At 71.5% G+C, this 15,441-nt stretch carries 15 protein-coding genes; 8 read left to right on the top strand and 7 right to left on the bottom strand.

All coding sequences use genetic code 11. The features are described 5' to 3' along the window. Positions 1 to 182: 182 nt before the first annotated feature. Positions 183 to 1,436: an MFS transporter gene (locus ACWDA7_RS25530; protein WP_450606539.1), complete on the bottom strand. Its 1,254-nt coding sequence runs from the start codon at positions 1,434 to 1,436 to the stop codon at positions 183 to 185. 218 nt (positions 1,437 to 1,654) lie between these two features. Here ACWDA7_RS25530 and ACWDA7_RS25525 point away from each other — a divergent pair, with 218 nt between their 5' ends. Further along, positions 1,655 to 1,885, top strand: a complete 231-nt coding sequence (locus ACWDA7_RS25525; protein ID WP_450606537.1) for a hypothetical protein — start codon at positions 1,655 to 1,657, stop codon at positions 1,883 to 1,885. A gap of 10 nt (positions 1,886 to 1,895) precedes the next feature. Here the strand turns inward: ACWDA7_RS25525 and tatA are convergent, their stop codons facing one another. The 4 genes from tatA to ACWDA7_RS25505 all read right to left on the bottom strand — a co-directional run bounded on the left by tatA (position 1,896) and on the right by ACWDA7_RS25505 (position 5,815). Continuing rightward, entirely contained in the window at positions 1,896 to 2,141 is a 246-nt protein-coding gene (gene tatA / locus ACWDA7_RS25520; protein ID WP_450606535.1) for a Sec-independent protein translocase subunit TatA, read from the bottom strand. Between the two features lie 149 nt (positions 2,142 to 2,290). Continuing rightward, positions 2,291 to 4,882, bottom strand: coding sequence for a magnesium-translocating P-type ATPase (mgtA, locus tag ACWDA7_RS25515; RefSeq protein WP_450606543.1), 2,592 nt, complete (start codon positions 4,880 to 4,882; stop codon positions 2,291 to 2,293). A 22-nt stretch (positions 4,883 to 4,904) separates the two neighbouring features. After that, positions 4,905 to 5,264 (bottom strand): ArsR/SmtB family transcription factor, encoded by a 360-nt coding sequence (locus ACWDA7_RS25510; RefSeq protein ID WP_450606533.1) that lies wholly within the window; start codon positions 5,262 to 5,264, stop codon positions 4,905 to 4,907. 143 nt (positions 5,265 to 5,407) lie between these two features. After that, positions 5,408 to 5,815, bottom strand: a complete 408-nt coding sequence (locus ACWDA7_RS25505) for a pyrophosphohydrolase domain-containing protein (RefSeq protein ID WP_450606531.1) — start codon at positions 5,813 to 5,815, stop codon at positions 5,408 to 5,410. Positions 5,816 to 5,908: 93 nt separating this feature from the next. Between ACWDA7_RS25505 and ACWDA7_RS25500 the strand changes: the two genes are divergently transcribed. Further along, complete coding sequence (locus tag ACWDA7_RS25500; RefSeq protein WP_450606529.1) at positions 5,909 to 6,907, top strand: TAXI family TRAP transporter solute-binding subunit; 999 nt, start codon at positions 5,909 to 5,911, stop codon at positions 6,905 to 6,907. 114 nt (positions 6,908 to 7,021) lie between these two features. Here ACWDA7_RS25500 and ACWDA7_RS25495 read toward each other — a convergent pair whose 3' ends face one another. Together ACWDA7_RS25495 and ACWDA7_RS25490 are read right to left on the bottom strand one after the other, a co-directional pair. Continuing rightward, on the bottom strand, positions 7,022 to 8,467 hold the full coding sequence (locus tag ACWDA7_RS25495) for an ATP-binding protein (RefSeq protein ID WP_450606527.1): 1,446 nt from the start codon (positions 8,465 to 8,467) through the stop codon (positions 7,022 to 7,024). Positions 8,468 to 8,477: 10 nt separating this feature from the next. Then, on the bottom strand, positions 8,478 to 9,164 hold the full coding sequence (locus ACWDA7_RS25490) for a response regulator transcription factor (RefSeq protein WP_359397941.1): 687 nt from the start codon (positions 9,162 to 9,164) through the stop codon (positions 8,478 to 8,480). A gap of 340 nt (positions 9,165 to 9,504) precedes the next feature. Here ACWDA7_RS25490 and ACWDA7_RS25485 point away from each other — a divergent pair, with 340 nt between their 5' ends. The 6 genes from ACWDA7_RS25485 (at position 9,505) to ACWDA7_RS25460 (ending at position 15,397) form a co-directional block, all read left to right on the top strand. After that, on the top strand, positions 9,505 to 10,281 hold the full coding sequence (locus ACWDA7_RS25485) for an amino acid ABC transporter ATP-binding protein (protein ID WP_359397943.1): 777 nt from the start codon (positions 9,505 to 9,507) through the stop codon (positions 10,279 to 10,281). Between the two features lie 89 nt (positions 10,282 to 10,370). Beyond that, on the top strand, positions 10,371 to 11,288 hold the full coding sequence (locus ACWDA7_RS25480) for a glutamate ABC transporter substrate-binding protein (RefSeq protein ID WP_359397946.1): 918 nt from the start codon (positions 10,371 to 10,373) through the stop codon (positions 11,286 to 11,288). A gap of 164 nt (positions 11,289 to 11,452) precedes the next feature. Then, the gene (locus tag ACWDA7_RS25475) at positions 11,453 to 12,100 is read left to right on the top strand and encodes an amino acid ABC transporter permease (RefSeq protein ID WP_450606524.1); all 648 of its coding nucleotides are present in this window, start codon (positions 11,453 to 11,455) and stop codon (positions 12,098 to 12,100) included. Next, a complete protein-coding gene (locus tag ACWDA7_RS25470) occupies positions 12,097 to 13,041 on the top strand; it encodes an amino acid ABC transporter permease (RefSeq protein ID WP_450606522.1) in 945 nt (314 codons plus the stop codon). The genes ACWDA7_RS25475 and ACWDA7_RS25470 overlap by 4 nt, the downstream gene beginning before the upstream one ends. 478 nt (positions 13,042 to 13,519) lie before the next feature. Next, a complete protein-coding gene (locus tag ACWDA7_RS25465) occupies positions 13,520 to 15,196 on the top strand; it encodes an FAD-dependent monooxygenase (protein ID WP_450606520.1) in 1,677 nt (558 codons plus the stop codon). 114 nt (positions 15,197 to 15,310) lie between these two features. Next, complete coding sequence (locus tag ACWDA7_RS25460) at positions 15,311 to 15,397, top strand: putative leader peptide (protein WP_318722129.1); 87 nt, start codon at positions 15,311 to 15,313, stop codon at positions 15,395 to 15,397. Positions 15,398 to 15,441: the final 44 nt, after the last annotated feature.

The following is a 15,441-nucleotide window of genomic DNA, read 5'->3' as shown; positions in this document are numbered from 1 at the left end:
GCGAGCCGCCCAATCACCAGCCACCGACATGATCCTGGCGCCCTCCACAGCGAACCGACACGCTCAGGAAGACCCGCTTAACACCAGTCACCTAGAGCCCGGCTCGACACCGCGCACGGGCCCGCGCCGTCGGACACCGTCACCGGGTGCGGCGAACGCGGCGGACCGCGGCCGCACCGTGGTCAGCGTTCGCTCCGCACCGCCACCGCCGCCGCCAGGACCGCGCCCGCGGAGAGCACCACCGAGAAGCAGACCATCGTCGTTGGCATGCTCAGGTGGCGGATGAGCTCGCTGAAGAGGATCGAGGGCAGACCCAGGCCCGCGTACGCGACGACGAAGTAGACGGCGAGGACGCCCGCCCTGGACGCGGGGGCGGCCGCGGTCACGGACTGGACGAGACCGGCCTTGAACAGGATGCCCGAGCCCGCGCCCGCCAACGTGGCGGCCGTGAGGAAGAGCCACAGCGTCGAGCCGTATACGGACAGGGCCACCAGGGCCAGCCCGGACGGGAAGGCCACCATCCCCACGGCAAGCAGGCGCCGCGGCGGCAGCGCGGCAAGGGCCAGCTGGGCCAGCGCGGCGGCACTGAACATCAGGAACGGCGCGAGACCCGCGACGAACTCCGAGGAGACTCGCAGTTCGGTGTGAAGAATGACCGCGCCCAGCGCCGTGACCAGGCCGAAGAGGGCGAAGGAGCAGAAGCCGAGCCCCGCGGCCGAGGCGAACACCGGGCGCCCGCCGGGGCACAGGGCGAACCGCTCCGGCTTCTGCCGCACCGTACGGCTCCGGTCCACGGTCTCCGGCGTGACCAGGCTGAGCACCAGACACACCGCGAGGGCCAGCGCGAAACCGAACTGCGTGACCGTCAGCGGATCGGGCACCCACTGCGCCACCGCTCCGGCCACCAGCGGACCGAGAGCGAGCCCTCCGAGGTTGGCCGCGGTCGCGACCACCTCCGGCAGCACGGCCTCGGGTCGGTGGGGGTGCGCGCCTGCGTACAGGTCGTGCAGGTACGCGGTGGCCGTGGAGGCCATGAGGCCGATGCCCACCCCGTTCAGGAACCGGCCGGTCATCAGGCCGGGGAGGTCCTTCCACCAGGTCAGGAGGAGGGCGGCGGCCAGGGCCACGGCAAGGGCCGGGACGACGACACGGCGGCGCCCGAAGCGGTCGGAGAGATGCCCGAGGGCGAGGAAGCCGACGGCGGCACCGCCGACCAGCATGGCGAACACCACGGTGATCGTGGTCACCCCGAACCCGTCGCGGGCCGCGTAGAGCGGCCACAGCGGGGTGGGCGCGGTACCGAACGCCATCAGGACGGCGAACGCCGCCGCCACGAACCAGAATCCGGCGCCCTGTCCGACCGGGCGCAGACCCGGGCGCCGTCGGCCCGACGAGGCGGGGACGGCGGATCCGGCGGTCCGGGGCTGGGTCGGCATGGAGGGCCTCTCCGTTCGGTCGGCGCCGGCCGGGCACCGATGGACTCTCATGACCCCAGAGTTCCCACCATACGAGCATCAAAGGCGGCGAAGCGCCCGGCGAAGGCCGGCGCCGGGACGCGCCGGCCTTCGCCGGTGGACCGGCTTGCCGCACGCCCGGTGAAGCACGTGGTAGAGCTCACAACGCTGCCGCGAATGCGCAACTTTAAAGTACAGCCATGGATCTTCACGTCGCGACGAAGTGGGAGACCGCGGTGCTCGCGGGAGGGCCGGCCGACGGCCTGCGCATGCAGGTCGCGGGCCGGCCCTCGGTGTTGCAGGTCACCTACCCCTGCCGGGTCGACTCCCCGCAGGACGGTGTGCGGGTGGAGGCGGTCTACGTCTACCGGCGCCGACTCGGCCTGCAGGGCGAACCGTTGACGTACGGCTACGACTGCGCCAGCCCCTGACGGAACCGGTTCAGCGGGCGGCGGACGACGGCTGCTCCGGGGTCGCCTCCGCGGAGGTGTGGACGGCCGTGGGCGTCACGGGAACGACGTCCGCGGGCGCGTCCCCTTCCTTCATCGCCTTCGCCTCGCTCTTCAGGATGCGCATCGACCTGCCCAGCGCGCGGGCGGTGTCGGGCAGCTTCTTCGAGCCGAACAGCACGATGACGACGATCGCCACGACCAGCAGGTGCCAGGGTTCCAGTCCGTTGCGGAGCATGAGCGCGCCCGCCCTTCCTCGCCTGGGCGAAGACGCGTGCGCCGCTCGCCCGTCCCATGATGATTGCTACATTGCGCAACTGTACAACTGTCCAGCGGACCCTACCGGTCCGAGACGGCGCCGGGTATCGGCATGCTCCTCATCCAGCCCTACGGCCGGTCCAAGCGCAGGCTCTGCCCGCCGTAGCCCCAACGCCGCTCGTAGCGTGCCCTGATCGCCCACAGGGCCAGGGCGTACAGCGCGAGGACGGCGCCGACCAGCAGGTAGTACGAAACCGGAAGCGCCGGCAGGCCGAGGAGTGCGCCGAGCGGGGTGACGGGCAACAGGAGCCCGACGGCGGCGAGCGCGCCGGCTGCCCCACCGACCGGGCCCGGCCGGCGGCCCTCGGCGAGACTCCGGCCGGACCGCAGCAGCAGCATGACCAGGGCCTGGGTGAGGAGGTTCTCCGTGAACCAGGCGGAGTGGAAGACCGCTGCGTCGTCGAGCGCGTCGGGACCGCGCAGGCTGAGGGCGAGGACGCCGAAGGTGGCGAGGTCGGCGACCGCGTTGACCACGCCGAAGCCGGTGATGAAGCGCAGGAGGTCGTGCGGGCGCAGCACGGTGGGGCGCGAGAGCTCCCGTGGCGCGGGACGGTCGTGGGCGAAGGCGAGTTGAGCCGCGTCGAAGCACAGGTTCTGGGCGAGTACCTGGGCCGGGAGCATCGGGAGGAAGGGCAGCAGGAGGCCCGCTGCGAGCATCGCGAGGACGTTGCCGAGGTTCGAGGAGAGCGCGACCCGCAGATACGTGGCGATGTTGCCGCCGCTGCGGCGTCCGGCGGCCACCGCGTGGTCGATCGCGGTCAGGTCCTTGTACGCGAGGACGACCTCCGCGCTCTCGCGGGCCACGGCGACGGCCTCGCGTGGGGCGATGCCCACGTCCGCGGCGCGCAGCGCGGGCACGTCGTTGACGCCGTCGCCGAGGAAGCCGACGGTGTGCCCCGCCGCGCGCAGCCCGGCGACGATCCGCGCCTTGTCCTCGGGGGTGCAGCGGGCGACGACGGTCGCGGCCAGTTCGTCGGGCGCGCCGGCGGTGCGCATGTCACCGGGGTCCAGACCGAGGTCGCGGCAGGCACGGGCTGCGGTGCCCGGGTGGTCGCCGGTCAGGACCCGGACGGTGACGCCGCGGGCGGTGAGGTCCCGCAGGGCGCGCTCGGCGGTCGGTGCGAGGGCGTCCCGGAAGGTGACGAAGCCCCGGAAGGCCAGGCCGCGTTCGTCGGCGGGGGTGTAGGGGCGGGCGCGGGCGGGACGGTCGGCGGTCGCGACGCCGAGCAGCCGCAGGCCTCCGGCCGCCTCGCGCGCGGCCCGTGCGAGCAGCCGTTCCCGCTCCGCGGGCTCCAGCGCGCAGCGCTCCAGTACGTCCTCGGGAGCGCCCCTGACGAGGAGGGTGTGGCTGCCGAGGCGGCCCCGGACCACGGCGGTGGCGAGCCGCCGGACCGGGTCGAACGGCAGGGCGGCCACTCCCTCGTACTGCTCCCAGGCCCCGTCGGCCGCGTCCAGAAGCGCCTCGTCCAGGGCGTCCGCGAGGGGCAGGTCGGCGATGTGGAGGGTCCACCAGGCGCCCGCGGCCGCCCAGCGCAGGACCTCGGGGGCGTCCTCGCCCTCGGCGTCCAGGGCCCGTTCGACGACAGGCCGGTCCTGGGTGAGGGTGCCGGTCTTGTCGAGGCAGAGCACGTCCACGGCACCGAGGTCGTGCAGGGCGGGCAGCCGTTTGACGATCACCCCGTGGGCGCGGGCGAGCCCGGAGGCGCCGCGGCCCAGACAGGTGGTGACGATGACCGGCAGCATCTCGGGGGTGAGGCCGACCGCGACCGCGACGGCGAAGGGGAGCGTCTCAAGACCCCGGCCGCGCAGCGCCGCGTTGGCCATGAGGACCAGCGGCGGAGTGAGCAGCATGAACCGGATCAGCACCCAGGAGATGCCGTGCACGGACCGGTCGAAGGCGCTCCCCCCGCGCCGGGTGCCGACGGCGTACGCCTTGGCGAACCGGGTCCGGGCCCCCGTCTCGAGAACGAGCGCGGTGCCGCTGCCCGATCCGACGCTGCTGCCCTGGAAGCAGAGGTGGGGCTGGTCGAAGGGCCCGCCGTCGCAGACCGCGGGAGCGTCGAGGGCGTGCTTCGCCACGGGCGCCGACTCCCCGGTGAGGGCCGCCTGATGTACCGTCAGGCCGCTGGACCGCAGCAGTCGTACGTCAGCAGGAACGAGGTCGCCGGGCGCGAGCCGGACCACGTCACCGGGCACCAGTTCGGCTGCGGGTGTCTCCCGCGCCGGCCCGGGCCGGCGCGCGCCCTGCCCTTCGCCACCGGCGTGGCCTGCCGGCTCGAGCGCCGTGTCCGGGCGGCGCAGCACGGTCGCGGTGGCGGCAACGAGGTCACGCAGCGCGGCCGTCGAGCGGTCGGCCCGGTGCTCGCCGGTGGCGCGCAGGACGCAGCTGACCACGACAAGGAAGAGAATCACGCAGGCGGTGCCCCAGGCGGCGACGGTGGCGGAGACGAGGCCGAGGCAGAGCAGGACCGTGGTGAACGGGTCGCGCAGACCGCGTAGGAAGAGACGGGCCCAGGAGGTCGTACGGGTCTCGGGGAGCACGTTCTCCCCGAAGTCCGCGAGCCGTGCCGCAGCCTCCGCGTCGGTGAGTCCGCGCGGCGTGCTCTCCAGCCGCCGCAGCTCCTGCAGCGAGGTGGCGGCCGTGGCGCCCGCACCCGGCATCGACGCCGACGGAGCGGCCGTGTCAGAGGCCACGGAGACGGGGTGCCGCGGCGCCGCTCTGCGCGGCGCGATCGGTGAGCTGGCCCACCATGAGCCGCACCACGGTCACCACGTCCGCGTCGTCGACGAAGTAGACCTGGCGGCGGCCCTCACGACGGGAGCGGACCAGCCCGGCGAGCTTGAGTTTGGTCAGATGCTGGCTCACGGCGGGCAGCGCGCCACCGACCCGCTCGGCGAGCCCGGTGACATCGCTCTCGCCCTGCGCGAGCGCCCACACGATGTGCAGCCGCGCGGGCGAGGCCAGAAGCCCGAAGGCGGCGGCCGCCTCCGTCAGCACCTCGGCGGACGGGTCCTGGAAACCACCGCCACCTGCCGCCACCATCGCCCTCCTGTCCCAGCCCGCCGTACTGTACGGGTCGCCTCAGTCTAGGCGGCTGTGGACGGCGGGCCGACGGGTCCGACAGGGGCTCGCCGCACCGGCTCCCCACCCGGTCCGGTCGTCGTAAGCGCGCCGGAAACCGGTCCTCAGGACTGCGCGGGCGGCGTCCAGCCCTGGCGGCGCAAGACCTCCGAGACGACCGGGCCCCGGTAGTGGTCGCCCTTGAGGACCTTGCCGTCGGCCCGGCGGGAGACCGTGCCGTCCGGGCCGATCTTGGTCATGTTGGCCCGGTGGATCTCGGCGATGACGGCGTCGAGGTCGATGCCGTGCACGAGGGCGGTTCCGTAGGCCACGTACACGAGGTCGGCCAGTTCGTGCGCCAGCCGGTCGAGCGGTCCGGTGACGGACACCTCGGCGACCTCCGCGGCCTCCTCGGCGAGCAGCTCCCCACGATGCGCGGCCAGCTCCGGGGAGACCTCCGTCGGCACGGTACGGGCGTCGAGCCCGAAGGCGCGGTGGAACTCGCGGACGAGGGAGGCGGGCGAAGGGTGCATCCGGCGACCCTACCCGCTGCCACGGCCCGCTCCCGTGGGCCCGTGGTCTGCCGCCCTGGTCAGGGGCGCCCCCGGACTGGCAGGATCGCGCGCATGTTCACGCCACTCCCCCGCATCGGCCGGCGCCGCGCGCTGCTGGGCTCGGCGGCCTCTCTCGCGGTCGTCGGGCTGCTGCTGTGGTGGCTGCTGCCGATCGGCGAGGAGTCCCCGAGCGGAACGGTCACCTTCAGTACGGGCACCCCGACCGGCGTCTACCAGAAGTACGGCACCCTGCTGCAGCAGGCGATCGCCAAGGAGCTGCCGAGGGTGGACGTCCGGCTGCTGAACAGCGACGGGTCCCAGGAGAACGTGCGACGGGTGGCCACGGGCACGGCGGACTTCACGATCGCGGCCGCCGACGCGGTGGAGACGTACAAGCTGGAACACAAGGCCGGGGCCGGCCGACTGCGCGGTTGCGCACGGCTGTACGACGACTATGTGCACCTGGTGGTGCCGCGCTCGTCGACCGTGCGGTCCGTCGCGGATCTCGAGGGACGCAGGGTCGCCATCGGCCCGGGCGGGTCCGGGGTACGACTCATCGCGGAGCATGTGCTCCAGGCGGCCGGTCTCGACCCGAAGAAGGACATCACACCCCTGTCCGACGGCATCGGGACCATGCCCGACCTGCTCAGGCGGCACCGGATCGACGCGTTCTTCTGGTCCGGCGGGCTGCCCACCGGCGCGATCACGGAACTGTCGAAGCACTTCGCGATCCGTCTGGTGCCGATCAGCACCGATCTGGTGGCCAAACTGCACGCCCAGGGCGGCGCCTCACATTACTACCGGGCCTCGGTGATGCCCGCCGACGCCTACCCGGACGCCCAGCAGGGCTCCGCCGTGCAGACCGTGGCCGTCGCGAACCTCCTCATGACCCGGGAGGACATGGACCCGGGCCTGACCGAGCAGCTCACCCGTGCCGTGATCGACAGCCGGGACCGGATCGGCGCGAAGGTCCACGCGGCCCAGCTGGTGGACCTGCGCACGGCGATCTACACGGACCCGTTGGCGCTGCACGAGGGCGCGCGGCAGTACTACGAGTCCGTGAAGCCGTAGCCTTCGCCCCCCTGGGCCCCGCGCGTACGGCGAACCGGGTGGTGGCCGGCGCCTCCGGACCCCCGCCGCGGCCTCATCGGCCGCGTCCTCGAAGCTGACCGAGCCGGCGGGGCCTTACGACGCCTCGCCGTCCACCGTCCGCGGCACACTCACCGTCACCTTCAGTCCGTGCGGCACATGACGCCCGTACGCGATCGAACCCCCACCCGCCGCCAGCAGCGCCCGCGATATCGACAGACCGAGCCCCGACCCCTTGATGTTCTGATGCGCCGCGCTGCGCCAGAAGCGATCGCCGACCCGGACGAGTTCCTCGTCGCTGAGTCCCGGCCCGCCGTCGGTGACCACCACCGAGGCGGTGTCGCCGACGGCCGTGACCTCCACCTCGACGCACTCCCCCTCGGGCGTGAACTTCACCGCGTTGTCGATGACCGCGTCCAGGGCGCTGGACAGGGTGACGGGGTCCGCCCAGGCGGTGGTGGGCGCGCAGTTCCCGGTCAGCCGTACGCCCTTGGCCTGTGCCGCCGGGTCCCAGGCCGCAACGCGCTCGGCGGTCAGGGCGCCGATGTCGGTGAGCCTCAGGTCCGCCTCGGCGTGCTCGGCCAGCGCCAGGTCGAGCAGATCGTCCAGGACCTGGGCCAGGCGCCGGCCCTCCGTGCGGACCGAGGCGATCTCCTCGTTGCCCTCGGGCAGTTCGAGAGCGAGCAGCTCGATGCGCAGCAGGAGCGCGGAGAGCGGATTGCGCAGCTGGTGCGAGGCGTCGGCGACGAAGGCCCGCTGCTGCTCGAGGACTTCCTCGACGTTGTCCGCCATCTCGTTGAACGACCGGGCCAGGCGCCTGAGTTCCGGCGGACCGCCCGCGGCCGCGACACGCGACTTGAGGCGTCCGGTCGCGATGTCGTGGGTCGTGGCGTCCAGGACCCGCACCGGCCTGAGCACCCAGCCGGTCAGCCGGAGCGCCGCGCCGACGGCGAGCAGCATCGCGGCGATCTCACCGGCGCCGATGAACAGCCAGCCGTGCAGGATCCTCGACCGCATCTGCCCGGTGGGCGACTCGGTGACGACGACGGCGATGACGTCGCCGTCGCGGATGACCGGCGAGGCCACCACCAGCCGGGCGCGCTGCCAGGGCCAGACCTGCCGGGGGTCGTGGCTGCGGCGCCCGAGGAGGGCCTCGTTGAAGGCGTCGCGGCCGTCGCCCGTCTTGGGCAGGTACCAGTCCTCCGGCGCGTTGGCCATGGGCACGTCGTCCCGGTAGAAGACACCGGCCCGGATGCCGTACACGCCGTAGTACATGGCGAGTTCCTTGCGCAGGGTCTCGCCGCGCTCGTCCCTGGTGTCGCCGTCGCCGCCGTCGGGGTTGTCGCCGCCCACCCGGAGGCCGTTGCCCGGCCGGTCGGTGACGAACTGGGCGAGGGCCGCGAAGCGCGCGGTGTCGTCGATGCGGTCGACGACGACCCGCTGCTGTTGCGCGGCGGCGAGGCTCACCGCGAGCGGCACACCGAGCGCGAGCAGCACGGCCGCCATCAGGACGATGAGCAGCGGAAGCAGTCGTGCGCCCAACCTGTCCCCGCTATGCGGCCGGGGCGACGAGCCGGTACCCGACGCCGCGCACGGTCTCGATCAGCGCCGGCATGCGCAACTTGGAGCGCAACGAGGCGACGTGTACCTCAAGCGTGCGCCCGGTCCCCTCCCAACTGGTCTGCCACACCTCGCTGATGATCTGCTCGCGGCGGAACACCACGCCGGGCCGCTGGGCCAGCAGGGCGAGCAGGTCGAACTCCTTGCGGGTCAGCTGGATCACGGAACCGTCCACACTGACACGGCGATTGGGGAGTTCTATGTGCACGGGGCCGAGCCGCAGCGCGGTCTCGGTCGCGCCGGTGTCGTCCAGGTGCGGGGTGCGCCGGCTGACGGCGTGGATCCGTGCGAGCAGTTCCCCGGTGTCGTACGGCTTGACCACGTAGTCGTCGGCGCCGAGGTTCAGGCCGTGGATCCGGGAGCGGACGTCGGAGCGTGCGGTGACCATGATCACCGGGGTGCTGGTGCGTTTGCGGATCTTGCCGCAGACCTCGTAGCCGTCCTGATCGGGCAGACCGAGGTCGAGCAGCACGACGCCGAATCCGGCGCCCTCCGGCACCAGCGCCTGGAGGGCCTCCTCGCCGCTGCGGGCGTGCGTGACCTCGAAACCGTGCCTGGCCAGCACCGCGGACAAGGCGGCCGCGACGTGGTTGTCGTCCTCAACGAGAAGCAGTCTCATCCCGGCCCCCTCCGGTTTCTCGGCTTCGCGGTCCCCTCGCTCCCCGCCTGTACAAGAACGTGCTCTCGCCTTGTACTGGAAAGCGTCATCCACGCGAACGCGTGCACCCGCGTGCATGCACCAAGGCAGTCACGCCGATGAACAAGGACGCCGTCAAGAGGGTTCGGGTTGCGGGCGGCTTCCGTTACCCAGCCGGTACGCGCCCGGCACGTGGCCACTACGGTTCGTGCCCGGCCGCTACCGCATTGTGATGCTCAGATCTCCCTCAGATGTAATGACGCTGGTCGCACGGCATCACTACTGTCCTCCGAAACCGAGCGAGGACGGAGCGAGTCAGCACATGACCGAAGTATCGGTGGCCAAGGACTCGGTGGCCGCGACCGACGAACTCGTCGTTCTCAGGGGCGTCAACAAGCACTTCGGCGCGTTGCACGTGCTCCAGGACATCGACCTGACCGTCGCCCGCGGCGAGGTCGTCGTGGTCATCGGGCCTTCGGGGTCGGGCAAGTCCACTCTCTGCCGCACCGTCAACCGCCTGGAGACCATCGACTCGGGCGAGATCCTGATCGACGGCAGGCCGCTGCCCCAGGAGGGCAGGGAACTGGCCCGGCTGCGCGCCGACGTCGGCATGGTCTTCCAGTCCTTCAATCTCTTCGCGCACAAGACGGTGCTCGAGAACGTGATGCTGGGCCAGGTCAAGGTCCGCAGAACGGAGAAGCGGAAGGCCGAGGAGAAGGCGCGCGGCCTGCTCGACCGGGTGGGCGTGGGCGCCCAGGCGGACAAGTACCCCGCACAGCTCTCCGGCGGCCAGCAGCAGCGCGTCGCGATCGCCCGCGCGCTGGCGATGGACCCCAAGGTCATGCTCTTCGACGAGCCGACCTCGGCCCTCGACCCCGAGATGATCAACGAGGTCCTCGAGGTCATGCAGCAGCTCGCCCGGGACGGCATGACGATGGTCGTCGTCACCCACGAGATGGGCTTCGCCCGCTCGGCCGCCAACCGGGTGGTCTTCATGGCCGACGGTCGCATCGTCGAAGAGGCCGCGCCGGACCAGTTCTTCAGCAGCCCGCGCAGCGACCGGGCCAAAGAGTTCCTGTCGAAGATCCTGCACCACTGACACCGACCCATCGCCGCCGCGGGCTCCGGTGCCCTCGTATGCCCGGTTCCACGCAACGCCCAACCTGCCGACCCGAAGGATGTCCACCCATGAAGTTCCGCAAGTCCGTCCCCGCGGCGGTCCTCGCCACCCTCGCACTGGCCCTGACGGCCTGTGGCGGCGAGTCCGGAAACGCCGGTGACCAGCCCGCCGGAGAGAGCACGGGGGCGAACGCGCCGAAGCTGCCGACGTACGCCGTCGCCACCGACGTGAAGATCGACTCCCCGACGCTGAAGAAGGCCCAGCAGGCCGGCAAGCTCGTCATCGGCGCCAAGAACGACCAGCCGTTCCTGGGCTTCGAGGACACGACGGGCAAGCGCTCCGGATTCGACATCGAGATCGCCAAAATGGTCGCCGCCGACCTCGGCTTCAAGCCCGAGCAGATCGAGTTCAAGACCGTGGACTCCAACGTTCGTGAGACCACCATCTCCAAGGGCGAGGTCGACCTGTACGTCGGCACGTACACGATCAACGACGAGCGCAAGAAGCAGGTCGGCTTCGCGGGCCCGTACTTCCACGCCGGCGCGGACCTGCTCGTACGCAAGGACGAGACGGGCATCACGGGTCCCGACTCGCTCAAGGGCAAGACGGTCTGTTCCATCAAGGGCTCGACACCGCTTCAGGAGATCAAGAAGCCCAAGTACGGCGCGAAGACCGTCGAGCTGTCGAAATACTCCGAGTGTGTGCAGCAGCTGCTCAACAGCGAGGTCGACGCCGTCACCACCGACGACGCGATCCTCAAGGGCTATGCCGCGCAGCGTCCCACGAAGCTCAAGGTGATCGGCAAGCCGTTCACCGAGGAGCCGTACGGCGTGGGCATGAACAAGGACGACAAGGCTCTTCGCGACGCCGTGAACGACGCGCTGGAGAAGCACGAGAAGAACGACGACTACAAGAAGGCGTACGAGGCGACGCTCGGCCTGTCCGGCTCCCCGTACTCGGAGCCGCCGGCCGTCAACCGGTACTGACGCACCGCTGAGACGTCGCCGGCCCGGCGTCGACCGAGCCGGCCGCAGCGGACCCACCACCCAGCGGGTCCGCTGCGGCCCGTCGGCCCGTGCCGGCGACGCCGTCCGGCGCACCGCCCCGGAGGCGGCCTTCCCTGCCCGAACACCGCCACGAGGACCTCCCCGTGAACGTATTGCTCGACCATCTCGCGGACTTCCGCGAAGGGTTCATAGGCACCGTACTGCTGACCCTGGCCAGCGGACTCCTCGCGATGGTGCTGGGTGTCATCATCGCCGGGTTCCGTGTCTCCCCCGTCCCTCCGCTGCGGATGTTCGGCACCGCGTGGGTCACCCTCTTCCGGAACACCCCTCTGACGCTGCTCTTCCTCGTGGCGTGGTTCGTCGTCCCGGTCATCTTCGTGCCGGGCATGAGCCCGTGGACGAAGGCGCTGCTGGCCCTGAGCTTCTACACCTCGGCCTTCGTCTGCGAGGCGGTGCGGTCGGGCATCAACACGGTGCCTCTCGGCCAGGCGGAGGCCGCCCGCTCCCTCGGCATGACCTTCTCGCAGACGCTGCGCCTGATCGTCCTACCGCAGGCGACACGCACCGTGATCGCGCCGCTGAGCTCGATCTTCATCGCGCTGACCAAGAACTCGGCGATCGCGGGCGCGTTCAGCGTCACCGAGCTGTTCGGCTGGCAGAAGGCGCTGAGCGACCAGGGCTACGCCATCGCCTGGATCTTCGTGTGGGTGGCCCTGGGCTACCTCGTCATCACCTTCTCGATCAGCGGCCTGTTCCGGCTACTGGAGCGGCGCATGGAGGTCGCACGATGACCGCGAGCGTTCTGTACGACGCGCCGGGCCCCAAGGCCCGCGTGCGCAACCGCATCTTCACGGTGCTCGGTGCGCTGGCGTTGGTCGCCCTGCTCGCCTTCGTCGTGTACCGGCTCGACGCCAAGGGCCAGCTGGACCCGAAGATCTGGAACATCTTCAACAACGCGGGCGTGCGCACCAACATCCGCGACGGTGTCCTCACCACCTTGAAGGTGTTCGCCGTGGCCGGCGCGCTGTCCCTGGTACTCGGGCTACTGCTCGCCGTGGCGCGGCTGTCGGAGCACCGGCCGGTCCGCTGGTTCGCGACCGGCTTCATCGAGCTGTTCCGCGCCGTCCCGCTGCTCATCACCATCTACGCCTTGTGGGTGGTGTTCCTCACCTACAAGAACGATCTCGGCACGGTCGGGGACAACACCGCGTTCTGGGGTCTCGTCATCGGTCTGTCCGTCTACAACGGCAGCGTCCAGGCCGAGGTGTTCCGCGCTGGCATCAACGCCGTGCCCCGGGGACAGGTCGAGGCCGCCTACGCGCTCGGTCTGCGCAAGTACCAGGTGATGACGACCCTGTTGCTGCCGCAGGCGGTGCGCTCCATGCTCCCGACGATGATCAGCCAGCTGGTGGTCACCCTCAAGGACACCTCACTGGGCTACGTCATCACGTACACGGAGCTTCTGTTCGCCACTCGGACGATGGCCTCCAACATCATCGTCAACGGGGAGAACCCGTTCACAGCGGTGGTCATCGTCTCCGGCGCGATCTACATCGCGATGTGCCTCGCACTCTCCTCGCTCGCGACCTGGATCGAACGGCGGGGGCGTCGTACCAAGACCGGTGTCGCCGTCGCGGCGGCGGCCGAGCCGGCCGAGCAGCCGGGAGTGCTCGACGTCGCCGGAGGGCCCATCGGCCCGGCCGACGGCAATGCGGACCGCACGGTGAATTAGCCGCGGCGCCAGCATTTGCAGGACGGTGCGTCCCGGGACGCCGAGACGTCCCGGGACGCTGTGCGGCGGCAGTACTCGGACAGGGCCGGCCGCGCGGAGACCTGCCGGATCGGGTCTTCGCCGCCTGCCCCTCGGACAAGACTGGGCCGCCGCCCGTCTGCGATCGGCGTCATCGACCATCGCTCGAGCCCTTCACCTCGGTCGGGAGACAGTCAAGGACCACGTCCACACCCTGTGCGTCAAACTGCGCGCCGCCCATCGGATCCATGCCGTCCGCATCGCTGGACAAGACCGACATCGCGACCCCGCCCGCCTGAGGACGTCATCGACTGAAGCACCGTCAGCGACGCCGCAGCCACCGTCGCTTGACGCAAGCAGTGGCAATAGGTTGCATACGTTCTGTGATCGTGCACCCTGCTCCAATCTCCTGTTCACAGGCGTCCCACGGGACACCGCCACGGGCAGGGGGCGCAACACCGTGGACCCGGTGATCATCGTCGGCGCGGGGCCCGTGGGGCTCTCGCTTGCGCTCGCGCTGGCGCGCCAGGAGGTGCCGTCCGTCGTCCTCGACGAGGGCCCGGGCAAGGACGAACAGCGGGCCGCTCGCACCGTCGTACTGCGTGAGGACACCGCCGCGCTGATGCAACGGCTGACCGGGGTGCCGCTCAGCGAATACGGACTGCGCTGGACCGGATGGCGGTCGATGCGGCGCAAGCAGGTGATGCGCGAGGTCGTGTTCGAACCGGCCGAGGTGCAGCAGGAGCGCGCAGGCGGGTACGGCCCCGCCGAGAGCCCGACGGGCCCGGCCCGCGAGCCCGTCCTCGCCGGGGGTCCCGCCCCCCTGCACATCGCCCAGCACGTGCTCACCGGCGCCCTGCGCGCGGCCGTCGCGGGCGAACGGCTCGTCAAGGTCACCGCCGACAGCCGGCTCGACTCGATCGAGCAGGAGCCGTCCGGTGTCACGGCGCACACGCGCGGGCCGAGCGGCACCTGGTGGCGCGGCAGTTTTCTGATCGGCTGCGACGGGCCGCGCTCGACGGTGCGCAAGCTCATGGACATCCGCTTCCCGGGCCGCACCGCCGTGGAGCGTCATGCCGTGGCGGCGCTGCGCACCGAACTTCCCTGGCCCGGCGAGGCGTTGCTGCACCGGACGCCGCCGTGGCGCGCATCGGGTCCTTCGAGCGGGGAGATCATCGCGCGCCCTCTGCCCGACAGTGTGTGGCGCCTCGACTGGCTGCTGCCGCCGGGCAAGGACCTGGTCACCCCCGAACTGCTGGTGACCCGTGTCAGGGAGACCCTCGCGGGCTGGCACGGGGGCACCACACCCGCCTACGACCTGCTGGACACCGGCGTTCACACCGTCCACCACCGGCTCGCCCGCCGCTGGCGCGCCGGCCGGGTCCTGCTCGCCGGGGATGCCGCGCATCTGCTCGGCGCGCTGGGCACGCAGGGTCTGGACGAGGGCCTGAGGGACGTCGACAACCTCGCCTGGAAGCTCGGACTCGTCTGGCATCACGGCCCCAACGAGGCACTGCTCGACAGCTACCAGGCGGAGCGCCGCGCCGCGGTCGCGGCCCGGCTGCGCGCCGCCGACCAGGCACTGCCGCTGCTGCGCGGCGGCGGGGGGCTGCGTTCGTATGTGCCCGGCTCCGCCCGCGGCCACGACGCACTGCTCGCGGACGGCCATCTGGGACGAGGCGTGCTCGGCGCTCCGGGGACCTACGGCAACTCGCCGCTCGCGCCCCCGCCCTCCGAGTCGGTGACGCCGGTGGGTACCGAGCCCGGGGCGCCAGTGGTGGATGTGCGGGTGACCGCCGAGGACGGCTCTTTCGTGCGACTGCGGGACCGGCTGGGGCGCGGGGCTCTGCTGGTGGTGCTCGTCGCGCCGGGCACCGGCGTGTGGGAGCGCAAGCACTGGGTGTCGGCCGGGATCATGCCCCGGCTGGCAGCGGCGGTGACGGCCCTGCCGCACACCGCGGAACTGCTGGTCGCCGAGAGCTACCCGGGCGCGGCTCCGCACACGGTCCTTCTGGTCCGGCCCGACGGCCACTTGGTCACGGCGCTCAGCGGGGTGCGCCCGGCGGAGCTGTATCAGGCCGCGGAGGCGACGCTGGGCGGCCCGGCGAAGACGGAGGCGGCGGCAGGCACGGGCTGAGGGTGGGGACCGGGCCCGCGGTCGCGGGCCGCCGTCCCGGACGCTCTGTCACCTCGGGGTCCACATAGTGACTATCAGTTGACCGGCCGGAAACGCCATGGTCTACTCCGATTCGTGACCGACACCTGTGTGCGCCTGTGGCGGAGGGTCCATATGGACCTCGTCCGCTATGCGGGCTGCGTGTGTCGTCCGTCCTTCTGACCTCGCCGAATTCACCCGCGCGCGCCATGTCCTCAAGGCAGCGC

It is taken from the genome of Streptomyces sp. NPDC001156 (genome assembly GCF_053598275.1).
The sequence above is the reverse complement of the archived record's forward strand: the minus strand, read 5'-3'. Positions and strand labels throughout refer to the sequence as shown.